This window comes from Pseudomonas sp. TREG-RG-20F-10-E-6-01, from assembly GCF_022662455.1.
Lineage (GTDB): Bacteria > Pseudomonadota > Gammaproteobacteria > Pseudomonadales > Pseudomonadaceae > Aquipseudomonas.
Window position 1 is genome coordinate 502393 of record NZ_JAKNQP010000003.1, and the last position, 20809, is coordinate 523201.

Here is a 20809-nt window from a genome sequence, read left to right on the forward strand (position 1 = left end):
TGGGTTACAGCCACCCGCGTCGAGGGTGGCTGGCTATCGCCTCGCGTAACTCGGCGACGCTCAGCACTCGGCGTTTGGGATCAACCGCCAGGGCCGAGCGCAAGGCGGGCCAGCAGCGCTTGGGCAGTTGCCGAGGCCGAACCAACGCTTGCATGGGCTGACGTCCACCCAGGCGTTGCCCATGGGCCAGCTCGTACACGACGCAAGCCACGCCATACAGGTCGGCGGCGGTGCTCAGGGCCCCGCCGGCGAGTAATTCCGGGGCAACATACGCGGGTGTCCACGCGTTGAAACGGTCGCGATTCAAACTCGGCAACCCCGCCGCCCCCGGTACTTGCTGATGGCCCAGGCCGAAATCGAACAACCGCACACCTTCTTCGCTGACCATGACATTGGCGGGTTTGATATCGCCGTGCAGGACGTTTTGCTGATGGATGTAAACCAGTGCATCCAAAAGCTGTAGGACCATCGGTTGCAGTTCTCGCCAGGGCAACCCAGCGGGGCACTCGGGCAGCAGCCGGTCGAGCGTGATGCCGTGCATCAATTCCATCGTGAAAAACGCGGCCTGGCTGGTTGTATCAACCTCGAACGAAAATGCCCGCACCACACCGTCGTGGCGCAGGCTGCGGGTCAGGGCAAACTCGCTGTAGAGCAGCACATGCGCGTCCGGGCACTGAGACAAAGTCTCGCCCAAAAGCTTGATTGCCACGCTGGAGCAGGACGCACCAAATTGCTCGTGCAACAAGTCACGAGCGCGATAAACCACGCCCATCCCGCCCCTGCCCAATTCGCGTTCGAGCTGATAACGCCCGGCGAGTAAGCCTGGCGCCATTGACGTGTCATTCATGGCTGTACCACCACGGCGGTCAAATCATCCCGCGCGGGCCTGCGCAATACCGTTGCAAATAAACGGTCGACCACCTGCTGCGGCGTGCCAACGCTCAACGCACGCCCCAGGTCGGCGTGACTGAGCGCCTGATACAACCCATCGCTGGCCAGCAGAAATACGTCCCCTGGCCGGGTGCTGAGTTCCAGCACCTCAAGCTGCAGCAGCGCTCGCGCACCGATGGCCCGGGTCAATGCCCTGGCCTCCGGGTGGGCCCGAGCTTGCGCCACACTCAATTGGCGCTCATCCATGAGGCGCTGCTGCAGTGAATGATCGCGCGATAATTGGTAAAGCCTTTGCTCGCGCCACAGATAACATCGACTGTCCCCCGCCCACACACAGGCGGCACGCCCCTGCTCAAGCAGCAATGCCACCACCGTACTGCCCATCGTGACGTCGCCGCGCGCGTCAGACCTGATACCCGCCTTCGCCAACTGCTGGCTGACGTGTTGCAAACGTTGCCGAGCCGCGTTGACGCGTTGATCAAGGTTACCTGCGGCAGACAATGAAGCGAGACTGCGAACCACCCACTGGCTGGCCACATCACCGCCCTGGTGACCGCCCATGCCATCCGCCACGGCCCAACAGCTTTGTCGCGCACCGTCCAGGAACGCATCCTCGTTACGCGGCCGGGCCTGGCCCTGTTGTGTGCGCCCGGCACTGCGCCACTCAATAGGCCGACTGCTCACAGTTGCTCAGGCAGGCGGAAAGTGCGCCACGCCTCCATGTCAAACGGGCTGGGCGTACGCTGACTGGTCAACAGGTAATTGGCCCGCAGCCCGGCAAGGTCGGCCTTGAATATCAGCGCGTTCCTGCCGCTGGCCGGCTCTCGCTGCATCAAGTCAAAAAACCTGAACAACGACCAGGCGCCGGTATCTTTCTCGATACCCAGGGGGCGTTGCTCCGTGCCCCGCTCCAGTACCAGGCTGCTGCGACCGTTGTCGGCCTCCATCGGCCAATCAAACACCATGGGCACGATGGGTCCATGGCGATATTCCAGCTGTTTATCGCCAAAACGCAGGGTCGCCCGACTGACCGACTGATCCAGGCTGTAGGGCGCCACGGTAAATCGAACCGACACCTCACCCTGCGGTTCAGTGAAAAACACCTGGCGAATAACCTCGGCTTTCGTCAGTTGATCCAGCACCGAACGCGAGACCGGCAAGCCACTGCCATCCAGACTACGCAACCTGTAACGGTTGCCGTCAACACTGAGGAAAGGCCGCAGGTAGCTTTCATAAAAGCGCGCCATGACGCCCTGGGGTTTGAAGAACTCTTGAAAGTCATTGAGGGCGACATCGCTGCTCGCATGAGCATTGAACGGGTAACGCTGGCGGATCGCCTTGGCATACAGTCCATACACCTCGCTGTGATAGCGCTGATTGACGTGCGCATAGGCCCCGTCCAACAGGTGACGCCAGCTGTTGTCAGCCACCCCCTCAAACCAGCCTGCGAGCGGCAACGGCAACCGTGCAGCGGCGTCACGCAGAGTGCCGAGCACATCCTGCTGCCCCCTCCATTCGCCGCTTTACCCGTTGAAAAGCCGCCTGCTCGGGCGAGCTTTCGCGGTTGAGCGCAGCCAGTTGCAGGTGCAGTTCGTCGAGCAAACGCAATGCCTGCGTCAACTCGACGCCAGGGTTGTGCTGCTCGTCGAGCAACTGGTGCAATGGCTCAAAGCGTCGTTGCAACGCTCGGCGGGCAGAGTCTGGAAGGACGACCTTCGCCCCTTCAGCCACAGCCGTCTGAGCGATCACCCCCAACGCTCCCGTCTGAGCGGGTACGTTGGCCAAAGGGTCATGACCGGGCAGCAAACGCGTGTTTTCACGCAACAGCAGCAATAATTGCATCAGCGGCGACTGGGCTGACGTCAAGCCCGCGAGCTGTTCGGCATCCTGCCTGAGGCTGTCGCTCTGTTGCAGGCTGACGCGGCCAAGGGCGGCACTCCAGGTATCGGCATACTCACTGAAATAGCGCTGCTGCAGCTCAATCATCAGCCGCCGCAAATCCATGACACTGAGGTCGGCACCCTCCCCCAATACCCAGTTGTCCTGTGCAATGGCATTTACCAGCCGCGGACCCTGCGCCTCAAAGTACTGCCAATACCTTTTGGTGTAGAAACCGGGAATAGGTGGATCAATGGCCGCGAATACCTTGCCCTCGACAAGCCGCAAAGGCTCGAGGTTGCGTGACTGTTCGCGCAACGCCCGATAAACCACATCCGCCAGGGACTCACCCCGCAGTGCTTCGCGAGCCTTGGCCACAAGGACTTCATCGAGCGGCGCAATGAACGGTTGCTCAAGCAGCCGCGCCAAGTGTTCATTCAGGCGTTTGTGCACCGACGCGTCACCTGGATAACGCGCAGACCAATGGTCTGCCATATGCTGTGCCAGCCACCCGGTATCACGGCGCTCCCGCAGATTGAGCATCAGGTAGGCGCGCAGGTTTTCCAGCAGTCGTTCGCGATTGCCAAGGTTGGTTCGAACTTGCTCCTCGAGCAGCACTGTTAGGCGGTCCAGTAACAGTTGCTGCACGGCCAGCTGATACGCGTGGGTCAAGGGTGGACGGCTCAAATCACCCTGATAAAGACCGGCGCGCTCGATAAACCGTGCGTCTTCTGTTGCAGGGAAAACCTGCGTCGCCGCCCAGCGGGCATCCAACAGCGCCAGCAGTGTGAGGGTGTCGTCAGCATTCTGCGCAGCAGGTGCAGGTTGCACCGCCAGTGCAGCCACTTGCGCAAGGCGCTGCTGGTTGACGGTGTAGCTGTGCGTCCACAGCCACCCGGCGCTCCCGATAACCAGCACAACGGCCATGGCCAGCAACCCCTGGCGCAAATGGATGCGCCGTTGCTCCGGGGTCTGCAGACCGGCGAGGTCTGCCTCGGCAAAGATCACCCGACTGAACAGGCCCTGCACGAAATGACTGTGCCTGTCGCCGGCGCAGGTCAAATAGAAGCCCCGCAACCCGCTGATGCGCTGATAACGATGGGCGGAAAAAGCCGACTCCACGAACAGGCACAAACGCTCGCCGAGTTGCGCCGCCTGCTGGGGGAAGTCGAGCATAAGGCCACGGCGCTCGACATTACGCTCCTGATGCAATCGTGTAATCAGTTCACCGCTCAAACGCTGCAGCAGCTCGTCGAACGCGCGGCGCACCTGTGCGATGTCAACGCCGCCCTTGCCAACATTGAGTGGCTGGCCAAGCACGCTTTCTGCCTCCTCTCCCTGGGGCGCATCGAAGAACTCGGCAAACCCTGGCACGCGGTCAGCCTGGGTCAGCACCAGATACACGGGAACGTCCACGTGCAACGTTTGCTGGACCTCTTGCAGGCGCGAGTGCACCTGGCGAGCCTGCAGGTCCAGATCGTGCTCGTTACGGCCCAACAATGTTTCGACCGACAAAGCCACCACCACGCCATTGAGCGGGCGCACTCGGCGCCGCTGCCTGAGCAGACGCAACAGCGTCGACCAACCGGCGGCGTCCAGCGTGCTGTCAGGTTGTGTCAGGTAACGCCCCGGGGTATCGATAAGTACGCTTTCGCCAGCGAAATGCCATTGCGCATGAGCCGTGCCTCCCACTGGCATTGCTTCTACTCGGTCAAATGGCAGCTGTAAGCCCGCCGCCGCCAACAGCCGCGTTTTGCCGCTGGCTTGCTCGCCGATCAACAAGTACCAGGGCAAGTTATTACGCCATCGCTGGTTATGCCCTGCGTATCGCGGCGAGGTTTTCAAGCGCTGGAGGGCCTCTTTGAAGCGACCGCGTACCTGTCGCTGCTCGTCCTCAACCCATCCCAGTTGCTCATGGTGTGCCTGGCGTTCAGGTCTCTTGAGCTCAGCTGCCCGGCGTACGCCGACGAGGACCATCGCCAGCCCCCACAGCAGAAACAACACGCTGATGGTGACCAGGCGAGCACTCGCGCCTTGCCAGAAGCGGTGATCATCCACAGCCAGCAACGGCCCGAAACACCACACCAACACCGCGCAGGAAAGCACCAGCAACAAGCTCCAGACCCAAATCGTGCCCAGCACGGTGCGCGCGTTCTTGAGGAATGCGTTCATTCATTGCTCCCAGCGTTTACAAGGGCGTCTGAGTCAGTTCCGACGCCGAAAATTGAAAGGGTTGCAGCGCCCTTGTGGCTTCTTCGCCCAGTCGCCAGGCAAATCCTGTGTACATCGCCAGCAAACAGGCCAGGGTAAAGACTGCGACCCAAGTCACCGGGATAACGGGGAGCCGTTTACGGCGCGCACGCCCTGCTCGCGTGGGCTGCAAAGGCGCCGACAGTGGCTCGCCTCGCACGTGCCTGATCTGTCGGTACAAGGCATCACGCACGGCTTCAAGTTGGCTGACACCTCGCTCCATGATTCGGTATTTGCCTTCGAATCCGAGGGAGAGGCACAGGTACATCAGTTCCAGCATTGCCAGGTGCTTGACCGGGTCGCGGGACAGCCGCTCCAACAGTTGGAAAACCTTCTCCCCACCGAAGGTTTCGTTGTGAAAGCGGCTCAACAGGCTCATCTTCGACCAGTCGCTGCGGCTGCCCCACGCCGTAGTGACTACAGCTTCATCGACGACGCTGCACAACACATAACGGGCCGACATCACCTGGCTGCTCTCGACACCACTCTGCAAGGCGCGGGCTTCAAACTGAGTGACCGCCAATGCCATTCTGTCGTTGACCGTGCCCAAGCTTTCGCGGCCAGAGGCGCTTTTGAGCTGAACCACTTGCGACAACAACGCCCATGCGGCCTCAACGAGAGAGTTGAACCCCATCTTGAAGCGCGGGGTACCTTGCTCGTGGGCGGCGTAGATCATTCGATCTTCCAACTGCTCAAAGCGTGGCGGCGCAGGGAAGTCCGTGATCGGGCCGTGGCCCGGCCCACGGCCCTGATGGTCGAGCAAAACAGTCTTTTCATCCTGCAGGTATTCACTGTCCATTGTGTTCAGTTCCTGATGGCCCAGAAGTTGAGTTCGAGCGCTGTAAATTCACCGCCTACATGGAAGGCAAACCCACCCGACTGCTCCAGCTGCGTGATGTCGCGGGCACTCAGATCCAGCATGAAATAGGTTTTGCCTGCATGAAACGGAATCTGCCGTGGCGCCACAGGCAACGGTCTGACCTTGATTCCCGCCAGGTGCAAGTTGACCAGCTCGCGTATGCGCTCCACCGGCCCGACCTTCAAATGCGAAGGCAGGCGATGGCGCAATTCCTCCGAATCACACTGAGCAGTGGCCGCCAAAATAAACGTCGCAGTGCCGAGCAATTTCAGGTCGCTCACCGGGCATACCAACACCCCGTATTGGCGTTGCTGCAACGCCAACTCGATGGCGTGTTGCTCAAGCACCATTGACAGCACGCCACGCACGCCCTCCATCAACCCGCGAAAACTTTCACCTTGGTCTTCATGTCGATAACGCACATCCAGGTGAGCACGTTTGCTGTCGTTGGCGAACGTTGATAACTCACCGAACAGCGACAGTAATGCCCGGAACAAGGCTTGCGGGCGCACGTGGGTCTGGCTCAGGCAGTGACGCAATTCCAACTCGGTACGATTGATCAATTGCAGCATCAGAAAGTCGCCTATTTCCGTACCTGCGGCGGTGCCTTCACCCCGAATACGCGCTGCAATGGCATCCCCACGGCTGGAGAGCAAGCTGATCACCTCCTTGAGGCACGACGGCAAATAGCCGTGGCCCTGAAGAAAAATGAAGGATGGAATGAAGTCGGCATCCAGGCTCACGCCGCCTGCATCGGTCGACTCCAGCACTTGAGCAACCTTGAGTTTGACGAAACTCTGCTCGCTTGGAGGGTCGCCCAGCAGCAGACGCAGGTCAGGACGCGCGCAACTGATGTGACAACGGGAGTCGACGCCGGCATTCGAATCCCCCACCTCAATGTCACACGCCAGATAGCGGGCCAGGACGTCGGTTTGCTGCTGGCGGCGAACTTCGTTCTGATTGCCGGTATCCAGCGGCAGCGCGAGATAAATCGGCTGTTTGCCGGCGTTGGCGGGCACCTGCAAGACCAGCGGCTCCATCGCCCCGCCCAACTCGAACAGACTACCGTCCGGCAATACGCCACTGGCCTGGTTGACCACCACCTTGCCGAAATTGAGGTATTGCAAATCGACTTCCAGCGTCAGAAACCCCCACGCATCAGCCCCCAGCAAGCGCGTCCGATTGAGCTGCTGATGGTAATAGCGATCGTTGTGCTGCAAATGCTGCGGCCGTAACAGCATGCCTTCCTGCCAGATGACTTTATGAACCTGCATATCACTCGGACTCCTGGCCATGCATGGACGACGAAACGCGAATACCGGCCTGGTCCAGCACTAGATCGGCACGGGTTAACTGCTGCGCGGTAATGGGCACGACCCACCGCCATTGAACATGGGGCAGATCTCGATAGGCTGCCAACACGCCCAAGAAACGCGTGCCGGGCTCGAGCCCGAGCTTGAGCGCCAGCCGCTCACCCGGTCGCAGTTCAAGTTCCTCACTGCGCAGCCAGTCCTTGAGCAGCGACTGCTCGGCATTGCTGTACAGACTGAAGAAGTCCGCATTCTCAAACGCCACGGCGTGACGCAATTCAATCAAGTGCACCACCACCGGAGACGGCCTGCCGTGCAGGTCGGGGTTGACTTGCTCGCTGGCGGCCAGCGCCATGTCCAACTTGGTCAAGGTAGAAAACGGCGATAGGCTGCTGCAGCCGGCCAACAGGCCGAGCAAAAGCAGCGTTGTTGCAAGCGCGGCTCGAAACATAATGTTCATCCTGGATAATCGACGTGCAGGGTTGAGATCAAGCGCACCTGCTCTTCGTAAGCCTTGGCGAAGTCACTGCCCGGCAGGCGATCGGTGAACTGCTCATCCTCGAGCAAACGCTGGTAGTGACGCTGGTAAGCCCGCCAATACCCACCGTCGGTGAAAAATCGGCGCCGTTGCCCCTGGTATTCGAAGCATGTCAGCAGATGACCCGGGGCAAAGGCGCTGCGCGTAGCGCGCAGTGCATTGCGGCAGGCCGCCAGTAACGCAACCTGATGGACTTGCATATCCCGATGGGCCTGGGTGATGGCGTGTTCGGCCGGCAACTGGCCAAGATCCTCGGTGCCCAGCAGCATCGCCATTGCGGCATCGGTTTCGACGCTGTCTCTCAAAGGGCTCCGGCGCCTTTGCAGCGTCTCGAAAAGCGGCAGATTCAGCTCGCTTTTAAGCTCTTCGCAAATCCGCAGACTTTGTTGCAGACCTTCTACCTCCATACGCAGCAGGCGCGCTGCTCTGATCGCCAACGCCTCGCGACCCGTCGTATCGAGAGTGTCCAGGCTAATACCCAGTGCTGTCGCAAACCGCCCCCAAAAAAAGTCGCTGCCCGCTGCTGGCATCGCATCGGAGCGAACCGGGACGGCTTCCTGAGCGGGGTCGGCGCGTCGGGGTAACGTCAGATGGTCCCTGTTGGTCACCCGATCGTCGGCCCACGGACCCGACGTGCCGCCCCCATCTGCCAATGCCTCCAGGTCCTGCGACGTGGTCTGACGCTGCTGCTCGACGTCGAGCGCTTGAATTGGGTCCAGCGCCAGGTAGGCATCATCGGGAATCAGCCCTGTGTTGGCGTCCCATTGCTCACCGCAAGGCTGCGTCAACGCCACCAGTTTCGCCCGAATCGACAAGGTTCCCAGTTGAAAAATGTCGCCATCACTGATCAATCGTGCCTGCCCCTTGCGCAGACGTTCGGCGCTGCCGGCTACACCGATTCCGTTGCTGCTGATATCCGTCAACAGGTACTGGCCCTCACGATAGGCGACCAAACCATGGTGGCTGGAGAGCAGACGGCTGGCGTCCGGAATCACCCAGTCACACCCGGCACCACGACCGATCACGCCGCCTGCAGCGCAAAATAGCTTGCGCGCCGTGGGTGCGCGGCTTCCGTCCTCGGTACCCAAAAGCTCAAACACAAGTTGCATGGTCAGCCTCTCCCCTTTCACTGGCCACGATTGATCGACTTGGGCTCACCCAGCGGGCGGTAATCAGCGTCGTCAAACACGTAATTGGCGCTGCAGCCACTCAGCAGACACAACACAAGCACAACGGCTTGCCACGGACGATCAGGCATCAGGTTTCTCCCACAGAAATAAGGTTGCCCAGCTCGATACGGCACAGGCGTCGGTCATGCATGGCAATGCACAAAAGCACACTTCAGCCCTCGCCTCTGGCATCGTCGAAAGGAATGTTCAAGCGCGCGAGACGATAGAGCAGCGTGCGCCGAGCAACCCCCAGTTCACGGGCAGTGCGGGTTCGATTGCCACGGTTCTTGTGCAAGCAATCAATCAGAAATACGCGTTCCACTCGCTCCATACGCTGGCGTAGCGTCACATCAACGGCATCGGTCGCATCCGGGGCCAGTGGCAACGACAAATGCGCCGGCAGAATCACACCGTCGTCACACAGCAGCACTGCGCGTTCCACCAGACACTTGAGCTCGCGGACATTGCCGGGAAAGCCATGGCTCGACAGTTGATCAAGGGCGGTATTGGACCAATCGACAGGCGCCCGCCCCAGCGCCGCGCACGCCTTGTCGGCGAAGTGCCGCGCCAGTTGCAACACATCGCCATCGCGTTCACGCAAGGCAGGCAATTGAATGGGGAACTGTGCGAGCCGGTAATAAAGGTCTTCACGAAAACTGCCTTGCGCCACCATTGCAGCGAGGTCGCGGTGGGTCGCGGCAATGATGCGCACGTCAACATTATGCGCGACGCTGGCGCCCAACGGGCGGATCTCGCCCTCCTGCAAGACCCGCAGCAACTTGGCCTGCAATGACAGCGGCATGTCGCCGATTTCATCCAGCAGCAACGTACCGCCATGCGCGGCGTCGAACAGCCCCGCATAGTTGCGCTCGGCACCGGTGAATGCCCCTTTGCGGTAGCCAAACAGTTCGCTCTCGAGCAAACCTTCTGGAAACGCAGCGCAATTTTGCACCACGAATGCCTGGGCACTGCGTGGCCCGGCCGTGTGAATCGCCCGCGCCACGACCTCTTTGCCGGTGCCGGTCTCACCACGCAACAGCACCGTATAAGGGGTCTGCAGGACTTTGCCGATCAGGTGGCAGGTTTCTTCCATCGCAGCGCTGTTGCCGATCAAGCCATAGGCCCCTGCAGTCGACCCACCGCGCGGTGAACGGGCAATGGCTGGCGCCGGTTGCATGCGACGCAGCATAAGCAGTTGGTTCACGGCGAAACTGCCGAATTGACCCAGCGATGGCGCGTAACCCAGCAGTGGCGTCACACGCCAGCTCGCGCACAGGAGTACGCCTGTGACGGCATTGGTGCGGTTGAACAGCGGAACACACAATAGCGCACGCCAAGGTGCCCGCGCCGCCGGCAAAAAGCCGCTGTCATAGAGGCTGCTTCCGACGTCATCGAGGCCCAGGCAACAACGCGTTCTCAGGACGTAGTGCAACAGCTGTTGGTTTTGCACTAGCGGACGTGAAGTCGGTTCGCCGCACGGCAGCGCCTCAGGCAAATGTTGAGCAATAAGCTCGAATTGGCCAGTCACCTCATCCACCAGGTACAGCTGAGTGAGCTCGCACTGGCTCAGGTGCGCAGCGCTCACAGCACATAGGCCTGGCAACGTCGTCGGGTCACTTTCCTGGCTCACGCGCGTGAAGCCGTCCAGCAAGGCGGCGGCGTACACCAGCGGTTCGGCCACTTGGGTCAACATAGCGTGCGTCATTGGCCGAACTCACAGCTAGGCAGGCCATTGCCATCCAACCCTGCACGCACCCACGACAAGGATTCATCCGTGGCCATGGCACTCAGAACGCGATCGACCATTTGCGGCAGCAAGTAGCGCTCGATCCATTGATCGATGTACCGCGCACCACTGTCACGGTCCCCGCAGCGCTCGGCCATATGCGCGATCAGCTCAGGGGACCACGTCAGGGCCAACTTGCGCCGATGCAACCGCTCACCGAGGCTTGCCAGTTTGAGCTTTACCACCTCATGCAGGACTGGACCGGCAATCGGGTAATACGGCACGACACGCATCCGGGCCAGCAGGGCCGATTTGAAGTGGCTACGCAACACGGGCTGTATAGCGTCCTGCAACACCTGGGCCTCAGGCCGCCGACCGTTTTCACACAGTTCGTTGATGCAGTCGCTGCCAAGGTTGGAAGTCATCAGGATCAGCGTGTTGCGAAAATCTATTTCTCTGCCTTCACCATCGTTGGCGCGGCCCTTGTCAAAGACCTGGTAAAACAGGTTCAACACCTCGGGGTCGGCTTTCTCGACCTCGTCGAGCAGTACCACTGAATAAGGCCGTTTGCGCACAGCCTCGGTCAGGACTCCACCTTCGCCATAACCGACGTAGCCCGGTGGCGCACCGATCAAACGGGACAGCGCGTGCTTCTCCTGGTATTCCGACATATTGATGGTGGTCACGAACCGCTCACCGCCATACAGAAGCTGCGCCAATGCCAGCGCTGTTTCGGTTTTGCCGACGCCACTGGGGCCCACCAGCAGAAACACACCCACCGGCGCATCCGCGTTGTTGAGGCCCGCAGCAACCGCCCGCAAGGCACGATCAAGCACCTGCACGGCGTGCTCCTGCCCCAGAATGCGCGTGCGCAGGGCAGCAGCAAGGCTCAATACCTTTTCGTTGGGCTCCAGCGCCAGCTGCTCAACCGGAATGCCGGTCCAGGCACTGACCACCTCGGCGATCAAACGCGGGCACACCTCAAGTTTGTCCGATGACTGGCCAGCCTGTTGAATCCGCTGCTGCTCCACTACCTGACGTTCCTGCTCGATGGCGTCCAAGCGTCGGCCCAGCGCTTGCAATGCCTGAGAATCCACCAGCAGCCCCGCCTCGGCGTCCCGGCTTAACGCCTCATGTTGCCGCGTGCCTTCCGCCCGTTCCGCGTGCAGGTTTTGCAGCGCCTCGGGGGGCATTGCCTGACGCGTGCGCACTCGTGCGCAGGCGGTGTCCAGCACATCCACGGCCTTGTCCGGCAACTGGCGGCCCGCCAGATAACGAGCGCTCAGGTGTGCCGCCGCTACGACGGCATCATCGCGGACGTAGACAACATGGCTTGCCTCATACACCGGAACCAGACCGCGCAGGATCGACACGGCTTCCTCGACACTCGGCTCACCGACCAGCACTGGCTGGAAACGACGCGCCAATGCCGGGTCTTTCTCAATGTATTGCTTGTATTCCGACCAGGTGGTGGCCGCAATGGTGCGCAGAGCGCCTCGAGCCAACGCAGGCTTAAGCAGATTGGCCGCGTCGGAACCGCCTGCCGGGCCTCCTGCGCCGACCAGCGTATGGGCTTCATCGATAAACAGGATCACGGCCTGCGGCGAGGCGTTGACTTCATCAATCACGCCTTTGAGCCGCCGCTCGAACTCGCCCTTGAGGCTGGCGCCCGCTTGCAGGAGCCCCATGTCCAGGGTCAGTACGCGAACAGCCTTGAGGGCATCGGGCACCTGCGAAGCGACAATTTTCAGCGCAAGGCCTTCGACAATCGCTGTTTTGCCTACCCCGGCCTCCCCGACCAGGATCGGGTTGTTCTTGCGGCGTCGCACAAGAATGTCAATCAGTTGCCGAATTTCACCGTCGCGACACAGCACCGGATCAATCAGACCTTCACGCGCCTGGCCTGTGAGGTCATGCGTAAAACGCTGCAACAACGATTCTGTCGCCAACGGATCAGCCGCAGATTCCTGGCTGGCGAGAAAATCCCGTACACGCTCTGCATCCAGGCGGCCCAGCACGGCCTGATAGCCAGCACCGGCGTACTCCAGCGGATGACGCAACAGCGCCAGCAACAGGGCGCCCTCATCCACAAAGCGTTGCCCCAGCTCGAGATGGGCAACCATCAACGCTTGTTGCAACCAATGCACCAGCGCCTGAGAGAAGACCGGATTGCGGGTTGCACTCTGCTCACTTCTTGGCTGCAACGTTGCTTGCAATTCGCTCATCGGCACATCAGCGTCGGCCAGGGCCTTGGCCAGCAGGCCGCCGGGCTGCTCAAGCAAGGTAAGCAGCAGGTCTTCGACGAGTACTTCTCGGCCACCGCGGTTTACACAACGTTCCGAGGAACGCTCCAGGTCGCGACGTACCTGGGTTGTCAGCGTGCGTATAAGCTGTTGCAGGTCCACATTGATCATAATCACCCGTCCCTAATGAAAGTTGCCAGCAAACGCGACCACACCGTCGGCTTGCTCATGGTCCAACCAACTGGTCCAGCCCAGGCGACAGACATTGCGCGCGCCAATATGCAGGGCTCTGATCTCACCGGCGGCAAGCACCAGGCGCAGGTCGTATTCCAACGGGTCTCGCGTGGTTAACCGCACCAGTGAACACAAGGGCTGGTAGCCCTTTCCCGTGGGCAGGAACGCGTGAAACTGCTGCCAGCTCAGCGCCAGGACATGCACCCTGAACTTCCCGCTGCGGTCGCTGACCTGATGCCCCAGCACCAGATCCTCACCGAGTTCGCAGCGGGTGATACCGAGGCTATTGCGCTGAAAATGGGCAACCTCCACACGGCGCTCAACCCATTGTTCGATGAACACCGGGGCATGCTTGAAGTAGTACCGCAGCACGGCTTCGATCAAGGCGGCCGAATGCACGCGCAAACTCAACAGCCCCAGGTAAGGCAACAGGCGTTTGCAGTCCAGTTGCGTGGTACCTCGTATCGCGTTGCCACCCAGGCCGATCAGCGCAAACATCTGCTCCGAGAACGCATCGCTCGCGCCAGTCTGGAAACATGCTCGATAGCGATATTTACGCCAGATCGGCCACATCAGCCGATGCAGTCGGTGGTGGAATAGGTCGAGGAAGTCGCGAGTGGGGTTACCGCCGGAAAGCTCGCCAAACGCCTGCTCTGCATAGAACGCTGGCAGCGGTGACCCGGCCCCGACCAAACCCAATATGTTGAGCCGCAGGCGAGCGCGTAATTGCCCGCGCTCCATAAAGAACGCCACGCGATCGATATCGTGTCCGGCAAACCCCAGACCTGGATTGGCCTGAAATTCCAACAGGTCGTACAGCGCGTCTTCATCCATCAGCGGATGAGCTTCGCGCAATCGCTCAATCACCTGCTCAATTGCCTGGAACAGTGTGTACTCACGAATGCCGCAACAGAGCGCATTCAAAGCAGGGGCTGTTGCCCCATGCGGGATGGCCATAGGTACACGTCTCCTTGTGTGCTGATGACTCGTAACTCGTGATAAGAGTTGAGGCTGGCGTAGAGCGCAAAGAACTCATTGAGGACCGAGGCGAACACAAACAGATCGCCCTGACCGAGAAACCCCTGGGGGTCGACTGTCAATTCCACACGTAGGCCGCGAATGGGTAACCCACGGTGCAGTCGGTCAACCGGCTCATGGCTAATGGACTGCAGCGCACCGAGCCTTGTCTGACTGACCTTTTGCGCCTGCCGATCGTGATAGCGCGGTAGGTCATAGGTTTCGAGAATCACTTTCAAGGCATTGATATCGGTCAACGACAGATAGTTGAGCGACATATTGCTGATCAGCTTCCACAGGAAATCCTGGTCCAGCGGCGGCGCGAAGGTCGCCGTTGGTGCGGTGATGTTGCAAAACGTCAGTGATTCCGGTGCCTGCTCGCAGGGTTGGTTGATGTCGCCTGGCTGCAACTGCCGAGGCAGGTTGCAGTTGGTGCAAGTCATTTCGATCGACAACGTTTCCTGGACTTTACCTTCGCGACTGCCAAACCCCATCCAGGTGTCGAGCCCTCCATGCTGCTGCGACGAGCGCTGGCGAATGCTGTAGCTGGCCGGCGCTGTAGATCGGTCAACCCCCCAGTCATGCTCAAAGGATTCGAACGGCACATAGGCCTGGTAACCCAACCCGCCAGGGCGCCAGCCAGTGACACTGTCGACGGAAAACACGGCGGCATTGCCCGGGGTATATTCCCCCGGCACCAGAAGGTACTCATCCTCTTTTCCATTCAGGCGAATGGGGACCGCATCATGTTTGAACAAGTTGGCAATGGGCGTGCAATACAACTTCACGTTGTCCAGCGTGGGCTGTTGCAGTGCGTGCCCGTGGGTGCGCAGTTCAAAGCGCAGCACCATGCCGCGGACCTGGCCGAGCCGTTCAGGGGCAAGTGTGTGCAGGACACCCAGCCCCTCGATATCGACAAACAGGTACTTTTCGGGAAAGGCGAAGTACTCCTGCAGATGGCGGTAACCGCGAAACGTATTCTGTGGATACGGTATCAACGCCTCGTCTTGCGAAAACCCCACCGGCTTGACCTGGGCAGCGCCCAGCCGCACCGTCATTGGTTGCCCATCGTTGCCCTTGACCGGCCCCCCTTCGCCATCCAGTAACAGCAAGTGAATGCCATCCAGATGTCGCAGCAAACTGAGGTAGAGCCCCTGGCTGATGTAGCGGTCGCCCGACAGGTGCAGTCGCAGTGAGTCAAAGGTTAACTGGCTGAAGTTACCCTCGACACTCATGTCCAGGTGCAAATCCAACCATGCCCCGTCACCCTGGCACTTGAAGTCCAGACCTGTGAGTTGCAGTGGCATGACATCAGTGGTGTAGCACGTCCTGAAGCGACACCGCTCACCCTGGATAAGAACACTTTCTACCGCCGTATCACGGGCAACCCGAACGGCGGGACCTGCACGTTTCAATGGGTCAAATTGCAGGATGCTGAAGGCGGGTATTGGCCGCATGTAATTGGGCCACAGCAAATGCATCAAGGAATGCGTCAGCTCCGGCAGCTCGTCGTCCAACTTCTGGCGCAGGCGACCGGTCAGAAACGCAAACCCCTCCAGCAATCGCTCAACATCCGGGTCCTGGCCGCTTTCAGCCAGAAACGGCGCCAGTGCGGGATTACGCTCGGCGAAACGCCGCCCGAGGTGCCGCAGGGCGCTGAGCTCGCTTTGGAAGTAACGGTTAAAGCCCATCGGCGCAGACCTCAACCCGCCCGCCATCCACCAGGCGCGCCTGGAACACAACGGGCCGTGTGACACCGTCAACGATCAGCGCGGCTTCGATCGCAAAGGCCAGGGCCAGAGGTTCAGTAGCACGCGGCAGCACCTTGACCTGTACATTTGCCAGTCGCGGCTCGTAGGCACGGATGAATCGCTCGATCAAGGCGCGTGAGCGGATCAAGGACTCGTGCAGGCTAAGCCGCATGTCATTGAGATCGGGCAAACCATAATCGGGCAGTGTCTGAACACTGCCTGCCCGGGTGCTGAGCATTTTCCCCAGGTGTGCGGCGACGGATGCCACACTGCACCGCTGGGTTGATGCATCGCCTTCGAGACGCTCGAAAAGGCTCACGTTATGGGGCATCCGCCGGCTTCTGCTCATTCTTTATCGAGCTTGCCGACCAGGGACAACGTGAAGTCAGCCCCCATGTACTTGAAATGAGGGCGCACACTCAGGTTGACCCGATACCAGCCTGGCTCTCCGTCGACATCACTGACAACAATGCGTGCTGCCCGCAATGGCCGGCGACCGCGCACTTCGGCACTGGGGTTTTCCTGATCGGCCACGTATTGGCGAATCCACTTGTTGAGCTCCAGCTCCAGGTCCGTGCGTTCTTTCCAGGAGCCCAGTTGCTCGCGCTGCAAGACCTTGAGGTAGTGCGCCAGACGGTTGACCACCATCATGTAGGGCAACTGGGTGCCGAGCCGGTAATTGAGTTCGGCTGCCTTGCCCTCTTCACTGATGCCGAAGGTTTTGGGTTTCTGGACCGAGCTGGCCGAAAAGAACGCCGCGTTGTCACTGCCCTTGCGCATGGTCAGGGCAATAAACCCCTCTTGCGCCAGTTCGTACTCGCGCCGGTCCGAAACCAGTACCTCTGTAGGAATCTTGGTTTCGATCTCGCCCATGCTCTGAAAATGATGCAATGGCAAGTCTTCTACCGCGCCGCCACTTTGCGGGCCGATAATGTTCGGGCACCAGCGAAAGCGCGCAAAACTTTCAGTCAGGCGCGTGGCAAAGGCGTAGGCCGTATTGCCCCAGAGGTAGTGCTCGTGGCTGTTCACCACGTTCTCTTGGTAGGCAAAGGTTTTAACTGGGCAATCAATCGGATCGTAAGGGGTTCGCAGTAGAAAGCGTGGCACAGTGAGGCCGATATAGCGGGCATCTTCGCTCTGACGAAAACTTTGCCATTTGGCAAACTGCGGGCCTTCGAAATGATCCCTGAGATCCTTGAGGTCAGGTAACCCAGTAAAGCTTTCCAATCCGAAAAAAGCCGGCCCCGCAGCAGCGATAAAGGGCGCGTGGGCCATGCAGGCAACGCTTGAAGCGTATTGCATCAACTTCACATCAGGCGCACTGGGTGAAAGGAAGTAATTGGCGATGATCGCGCCCACCGGCTGGCCACCAAATTGTCCGTACTCAGCACTGTAGATATGCTTGTACAGCCCGGACTGGGTAATTTCCGGCGAGTCTTCAAAGTCATCCAGCAGGTCTTGACGCGAGACATTGAGCAGCTCGATCTTGATGTTTTCTCGAAAATTGGTGCGGTCGATCAGCAACTGCAGGCCTCTCCAGGAAGCCTCCAGCGCCTGGAAATCCGGATGATGAAGAATCTCGTCCATTTGCTGGCTGAGCTTGGTATCAATCTCGGCGATCATCCGGTCAACCAGGCGTTTCTTCACTGGCTCAGCGCTGTTATGGGGTTTGAGCAACTCTTCGATGAAGGCCGACACGCCGCGCTTGGCAATGCCGTAGGCCTCGTCATCGGCGCTTAATAATGTCTGGGCGATGATAGTGTCGAGGATGCTGTACTCGCCGCCAGCCTGGGCCGGCTGCAGGTTCTGTTGAGTGGTCGTCATGGTGTCAGTGTCCTTTTACTGAAGGGTTCAGGTGGTCGGGCCGCTCAGCCCCAGCTCGGCGAGTACGCGCGCACGAGACTCGTCATCGGCCAGCGCCTGCTCAATGGCTTTGCGAAAGCTTGGCGTGTTACCCAGCGGCCCCTTGAGTGCCATCAACGCCTCACGCAACGCCATCAACTTTTGCAATTCGGGTATTTGTTCAACCAGGTTTGCGGGGTTGAAGTCCTTCATCGCGTTAATCCGAACCTCGACGGATAGCTCCTCGATGCCACCCTCCTCCTGCAATCGATTCGGAACGCTCAATGTCAAGCTCAGCGCTTGTTTGGCCAACACCTCATCAAGGGTGTTTTTGTCGATAGCAATGGGCTTTCGATCCTCAAGTTTGCGCAGATCTTCGCGCTGGCTGAAATCGCCCAGCACCAGTAACTTCAGTGGCAGTTCGACTTCCTCCTGCACACCGCCAATGGCAGGTTTGAAGGTGATATTGATACGTTCCTTGGGTGCTACCGAACCGTCTTTGAGCATGGTGTTTCTCCTTTTTCGGTAGGCTCGCGAGCCTAATCAAGCACCGCTTCAAGATCGAAGTGGCACAACCTGCGATGGGTGACTTCCTTGCGCTCGCGCACGGCATGGTCTTGTGGCAAAAGGTCATAACAGCGATACAGGAGCCGGGAGACTTGAAAGGCCAGTTCTGGCTCCCAGCGCTCCAGGCCCGCCTGTTGTAATTCAAGGTCCAGTTGTTCGAGCTGGATCCTGCCCAGTTCATGTTTGCCTGCTCGTATGCACAATCTGGCCAGCGCCAATCGCCAATGAAAGCGGGTCCGGTCGCCGCGGGCGGCGTGCAGTCCTTCTTTGAGCGTGGCAATCGCCGCCTTCAGGCCCTCCTTGCGCAGCCTGGACATAACGGCCTGCAAGGCCGTCTCCCAGGGCTCGTTTCCGGCGTCAATGACGGCGGTTGAAGGCTCGGCTTTATGTACGTGGCGAAGGACGTGGAGCGTGATCCAATCGCACGTCGCGGGGTCGGCAAATGGGGTGCCGTCATCAAACCTGAACTCCGGCAGACTCGGCAGGCGCTGCAACAACAACGAAAAACTCATTTCCAGCTCGGTCATGGCCCACTCTGCCTGCAGGGCTTCGAGGCACTCCCAGGCCATACGCAACCCGTCAAACCAGAACAACGCACCGGCCAGGCTCGCTTCAAGCTCAAGCAAAAGGTCGGCGTGATGACCTTGGGTCAGACGGTTCTGGTAGCGTTTGAGTTTGTCGTGAGGAAGCCCGTGCAAAGCGGTTACTCGCTCACTGTTGGCGTCGGGATAGTTGGTAAGCGCCAGCCAGGCCAGGGTGCGGCTCAGGCGCAAGGCACGCAGATCAGTGGCACTCTGGCGCAGCCACCAGGCGCACAGTGGCCGAGCCTGCTCCTGCAATGCCCGCAACAGTTTTTGCGCGTCTTTTTCGTTATTGACCGGCTGTTCAGGCCTCAGCAGCTGCGTTGCCACCTGCTTGACCTGAGCGATGGCACCCGCAACACCACGCGGCTCGGAACCGCCCTGCAGGGCAAGCGCCAAACGCTCCGACAGTTGCCTGCGGATCGGTAACAACAAGGGCGCGTCGTCCCTCAGATGTTCACGCCACAGCTCGTCGAGACTTTCCAGGTGTTCCAGGAGCGCCTGAAACAATGGCACTTGATCGGTAAGCGAAAGATGCTTCGTGAACAGGGGGTCGAGCCGCAACACCAGCCAACCAAACGCAGCCATACGCGTACGTGATTTAGCAGGGTAGACAATCGCCCAGTGATGCTTGCACAGATGAAGCAGTACGCCGAGGCCCGCCAGAAGCCCGGGGAATGAATCGCGCTGGTGCAACGCCCAGGTCAACCAGACGGCGACGCGCAGATCCTTGGAGTGCTCACGCAAAACCCGCTCGCCGAGCTCGCTGACGCGCTGCCAATCCGGCACGCCTGCACCATGTATCGAATGTGCCTTGCCGAGTTCGGACTCCAGGGCTTCATACTCACTCGAAAAACGCATATCACAGCCGGCAAAGCCCCCTGACGAACAGGGTAAGCGCGCAAGTTCAAGGTGATAAGCGTAGAGCGTGTCTGAATAAACCATTCCGGTCCGCACATAACTGTTCAAGGCAAGGGCGACAAACTAACCGCAATCCACATACGCATTAGAAGGCCAATTAATCTTCGTCCAGCACGTGACGAAGTAGGCGAACCTTAGCCATACAAGAATCAATCATCAAGCGGTGAGCCCGCACTTAAGCAATTTCCTAAAAAGCCAATAAAAACGGGCCTGCGCAGCTATTTGCGCACTTCACGCGCAGTGATAAAACCGAATACCTTGCGCACCCGTGTACTCATTAATAAAACAGCATGAGCAACTAACTGCGCACACTCACGCAAACATCGACACGAAAATAAGCGCCAACCGACGACAACTTTTATATATTTAAACTAACAACTACCCCAACCCCTTTATTCCATTGGCTCTCATTATTTCAGGCACGCTTTTTGTTATAGGCAATTGCCCGCTGGCAAACACGCCGTCGGAATTACCTACTCAATCAGGCAAGGAAACCAGTCATGCCAACACCCGCGTACCTTACTATCACCGGTGTCAAGCAAGGCTTGATCACGGCAGGCACATTTACTCAGGACTCGGTAGGCAATATTTATCAGGAAGGTCATGAGGATCAGATCCTCGTGCAGGCGTTTGCCCACCAGGTGATCATTCCCCGCGACCCACAATCGGGCCAGCCGACCGGCCAAAGGGTTCATAAGCCTCTGATGGTCAGCAAGGTCTTCGACAAGTCCTCACCGCTGCTATTCAGCGCGCTGACCACGGGTGAAGAAGTGTCATGTCGACTGGAATGGTTCCGTACCTCCTCGGCTGGCACCCAGGAGCATTACTTCACCACCGAACTGGAAGGCGCAACCATCGTGGACATTCAATCGCGGATGCCCAACTGCCAGGACCCGGACAACGCTCATTTCACCCATTTGGAGGATGTGTATTTCACTTACCGCAAGATCGTCTGGACCCACGAAGTCGCCGGTACTTCAGGCTCGGACGACTGGCGTAGTCCGGTAGCCGGCTAACATCGGGTCAGGCAGA

At 59.5% G+C, this 20809-nt stretch carries 16 protein-coding genes and 1 pseudogene; 1 reads left to right on the forward strand and 16 read right to left on the reverse strand.

The window, feature by feature from the left end; translation table 11 throughout:
• Nucleotides 1-4 precede the first annotated feature (4 nt).
• From L8K08_RS12565 to tssA, 16 genes and pseudogenes are all read right to left on the reverse strand, one after another.
• Nucleotides 5-847 (reverse strand): serine/threonine-protein kinase, encoded by an 843-nt coding sequence (locus L8K08_RS12565; RefSeq protein WP_242197281.1) that lies wholly within the window; start codon nucleotides 845-847, stop codon nucleotides 5-7.
• Nucleotides 844-1575 (reverse strand): PP2C family serine/threonine-protein phosphatase, encoded by a 732-nt coding sequence (locus tag L8K08_RS12570; protein ID WP_242197284.1) that lies wholly within the window; start codon nucleotides 1573-1575, stop codon nucleotides 844-846. Before L8K08_RS12570 ends, L8K08_RS12565 begins: the two co-directional genes overlap by 4 nt.
• Nucleotides 1572-4941 (reverse strand): annotated as a pseudogene (tssM, locus tag L8K08_RS12575) (type VI secretion system membrane subunit TssM). Before tssM ends, L8K08_RS12570 begins: the two are co-directional and overlap by 4 nt.
• Before the next feature lie 16 nt (nucleotides 4942-4957).
• On the reverse strand, nucleotides 4958-5818 hold the full coding sequence (gene icmH, locus L8K08_RS12580; protein WP_242197289.1) for a type IVB secretion system protein IcmH/DotU: 861 nt from the start codon (nucleotides 5816-5818) through the stop codon (nucleotides 4958-4960).
• A gap of 5 nt (nucleotides 5819-5823) precedes the next feature.
• Nucleotides 5824-7152 (reverse strand): type VI secretion system baseplate subunit TssK, encoded by a 1329-nt coding sequence (tssK, locus tag L8K08_RS12585; protein ID WP_242197293.1) that lies wholly within the window; start codon nucleotides 7150-7152, stop codon nucleotides 5824-5826.
• Between the two features lies 1 nt (nucleotide 7153).
• On the reverse strand, nucleotides 7154-7639 hold the full coding sequence (gene tssJ, locus L8K08_RS12590; protein ID WP_242197298.1) for a type VI secretion system lipoprotein TssJ: 486 nt from the start codon (nucleotides 7637-7639) through the stop codon (nucleotides 7154-7156).
• A gap of 5 nt (nucleotides 7640-7644) precedes the next feature.
• Nucleotides 7645-8835: a type VI secretion system-associated FHA domain protein TagH gene (tagH, locus tag L8K08_RS12595; RefSeq protein WP_242197300.1), complete on the reverse strand. Its 1191-nt coding sequence runs from the start codon at nucleotides 8833-8835 to the stop codon at nucleotides 7645-7647.
• A 17-nt stretch (nucleotides 8836-8852) separates the two neighbouring features.
• On the reverse strand, nucleotides 8853-8984 hold the full coding sequence (locus tag L8K08_RS12600; protein WP_145164452.1) for a type VI secretion protein: 132 nt from the start codon (nucleotides 8982-8984) through the stop codon (nucleotides 8853-8855).
• 83 nt (nucleotides 8985-9067) lie between these two features.
• Nucleotides 9068-10600: a sigma 54-interacting transcriptional regulator gene (locus L8K08_RS12605; protein WP_242197303.1), complete on the reverse strand. Its 1533-nt coding sequence runs from the start codon at nucleotides 10598-10600 to the stop codon at nucleotides 9068-9070.
• A complete protein-coding gene (locus L8K08_RS12610) occupies nucleotides 10597-13035 on the reverse strand; it encodes an AAA family ATPase (RefSeq protein WP_242197306.1) in 2439 nt (812 codons plus the stop codon). The genes L8K08_RS12605 and L8K08_RS12610 overlap by 4 nt, the downstream gene beginning before the upstream one ends.
• A gap of 12 nt (nucleotides 13036-13047) precedes the next feature.
• Entirely contained in the window at nucleotides 13048-14055 is a 1008-nt protein-coding gene (gene tssG, locus L8K08_RS12615; RefSeq protein WP_242197310.1) for a type VI secretion system baseplate subunit TssG, read from the reverse strand.
• On the reverse strand, nucleotides 14019-15806 hold the full coding sequence (gene tssF, locus L8K08_RS12620) for a type VI secretion system baseplate subunit TssF (protein WP_242197314.1): 1788 nt from the start codon (nucleotides 15804-15806) through the stop codon (nucleotides 14019-14021). The genes tssG and tssF overlap by 37 nt, the downstream gene beginning before the upstream one ends.
• Nucleotides 15796-16197: a type VI secretion system baseplate subunit TssE gene (gene tssE, locus L8K08_RS12625; protein ID WP_242197316.1), complete on the reverse strand. Its 402-nt coding sequence runs from the start codon at nucleotides 16195-16197 to the stop codon at nucleotides 15796-15798. Before tssE ends, tssF begins: the two co-directional genes overlap by 11 nt.
• Nucleotides 16198-16211: 14 nt before the next feature.
• Complete coding sequence (tssC, locus tag L8K08_RS12630; protein ID WP_242197319.1) at nucleotides 16212-17690, reverse strand: type VI secretion system contractile sheath large subunit; 1479 nt, start codon at nucleotides 17688-17690, stop codon at nucleotides 16212-16214.
• Nucleotides 17691-17717: 27 nt separating this feature from the next.
• Complete coding sequence (tssB, locus tag L8K08_RS12635) at nucleotides 17718-18215, reverse strand: type VI secretion system contractile sheath small subunit (protein WP_242197322.1); 498 nt, start codon at nucleotides 18213-18215, stop codon at nucleotides 17718-17720.
• Nucleotides 18216-18247: 32 nt separating this feature from the next.
• Complete coding sequence (tssA, locus tag L8K08_RS12640) at nucleotides 18248-19801, reverse strand: type VI secretion system protein TssA (protein ID WP_242197326.1); 1554 nt, start codon at nucleotides 19799-19801, stop codon at nucleotides 18248-18250.
• A gap of 476 nt (nucleotides 19802-20277) precedes the next feature.
• Here tssA and L8K08_RS12645 point away from each other — a divergent pair, with 476 nt between their 5' ends.
• Nucleotides 20278-20793 (forward strand): Hcp family type VI secretion system effector, encoded by a 516-nt coding sequence (locus L8K08_RS12645; RefSeq protein WP_106577823.1) that lies wholly within the window; start codon nucleotides 20278-20280, stop codon nucleotides 20791-20793.
• Nucleotides 20794-20809 lie beyond the last annotated feature (16 nt).

Bases quoted from the DNA above. Each gene is read 5' to 3' on its own strand.
- L8K08_RS12610 (WP_242197306.1), bottom strand. From the start codon at position 13,035: ATGATCAATGTGGACCTGCAACAGCTTATACGCACGCTGACAACCCAG.
- tssE (WP_242197316.1), bottom strand. From the start codon at position 16,197: ATGCCCCATAACGTGAGCCTTTTCGAGCGTCTCGAAGGCGATGCATCA.
- L8K08_RS12605 (WP_242197303.1), bottom strand. From the start codon at position 10,600: ATGACGCACGCTATGTTGACCCAAGTGGCCGAACCGCTGGTGTACGCC.
- tssG (WP_242197310.1), bottom strand. From the start codon at position 14,055: ATGGCCATCCCGCATGGGGCAACAGCCCCTGCTTTGAATGCGCTCTGT.
- tssJ (WP_242197298.1), bottom strand. From the start codon at position 7,639: ATGTTTCGAGCCGCGCTTGCAACAACGCTGCTTTTGCTCGGCCTGTTG.
- tagH (WP_242197300.1), bottom strand. From the start codon at position 8,835: ATGCAACTTGTGTTTGAGCTTTTGGGTACCGAGGACGGAAGCCGCGCA.
- tssC (WP_242197319.1), bottom strand. From the start codon at position 17,690: ATGACGACCACTCAACAGAACCTGCAGCCGGCCCAGGCTGGCGGCGAG.
- tssB (WP_242197322.1), bottom strand. From the start codon at position 18,215: ATGCTCAAAGACGGTTCGGTAGCACCCAAGGAACGTATCAATATCACC.
- tssF (WP_242197314.1), bottom strand. From the start codon at position 15,806: ATGGGCTTTAACCGTTACTTCCAAAGCGAGCTCAGCGCCCTGCGGCAC.
- L8K08_RS12565 (WP_242197281.1), bottom strand. From the start codon at position 847: ATGAATGACACGTCAATGGCGCCAGGCTTACTCGCCGGGCGTTATCAG.
- tssA (WP_242197326.1), bottom strand. From the start codon at position 19,801: ATGGTTTATTCAGACACGCTCTACGCTTATCACCTTGAACTTGCGCGC.
- tssK (WP_242197293.1), bottom strand. From the start codon at position 7,152: ATGCAGGTTCATAAAGTCATCTGGCAGGAAGGCATGCTGTTACGGCCG.
- L8K08_RS12645 (WP_106577823.1), top strand. From the start codon at position 20,278: ATGCCAACACCCGCGTACCTTACTATCACCGGTGTCAAGCAAGGCTTG.
- L8K08_RS12600 (WP_145164452.1), bottom strand. From the start codon at position 8,984: ATGCCTGATCGTCCGTGGCAAGCCGTTGTGCTTGTGTTGTGTCTGCTG.
- icmH (WP_242197289.1), bottom strand. From the start codon at position 5,818: ATGGACAGTGAATACCTGCAGGATGAAAAGACTGTTTTGCTCGACCAT.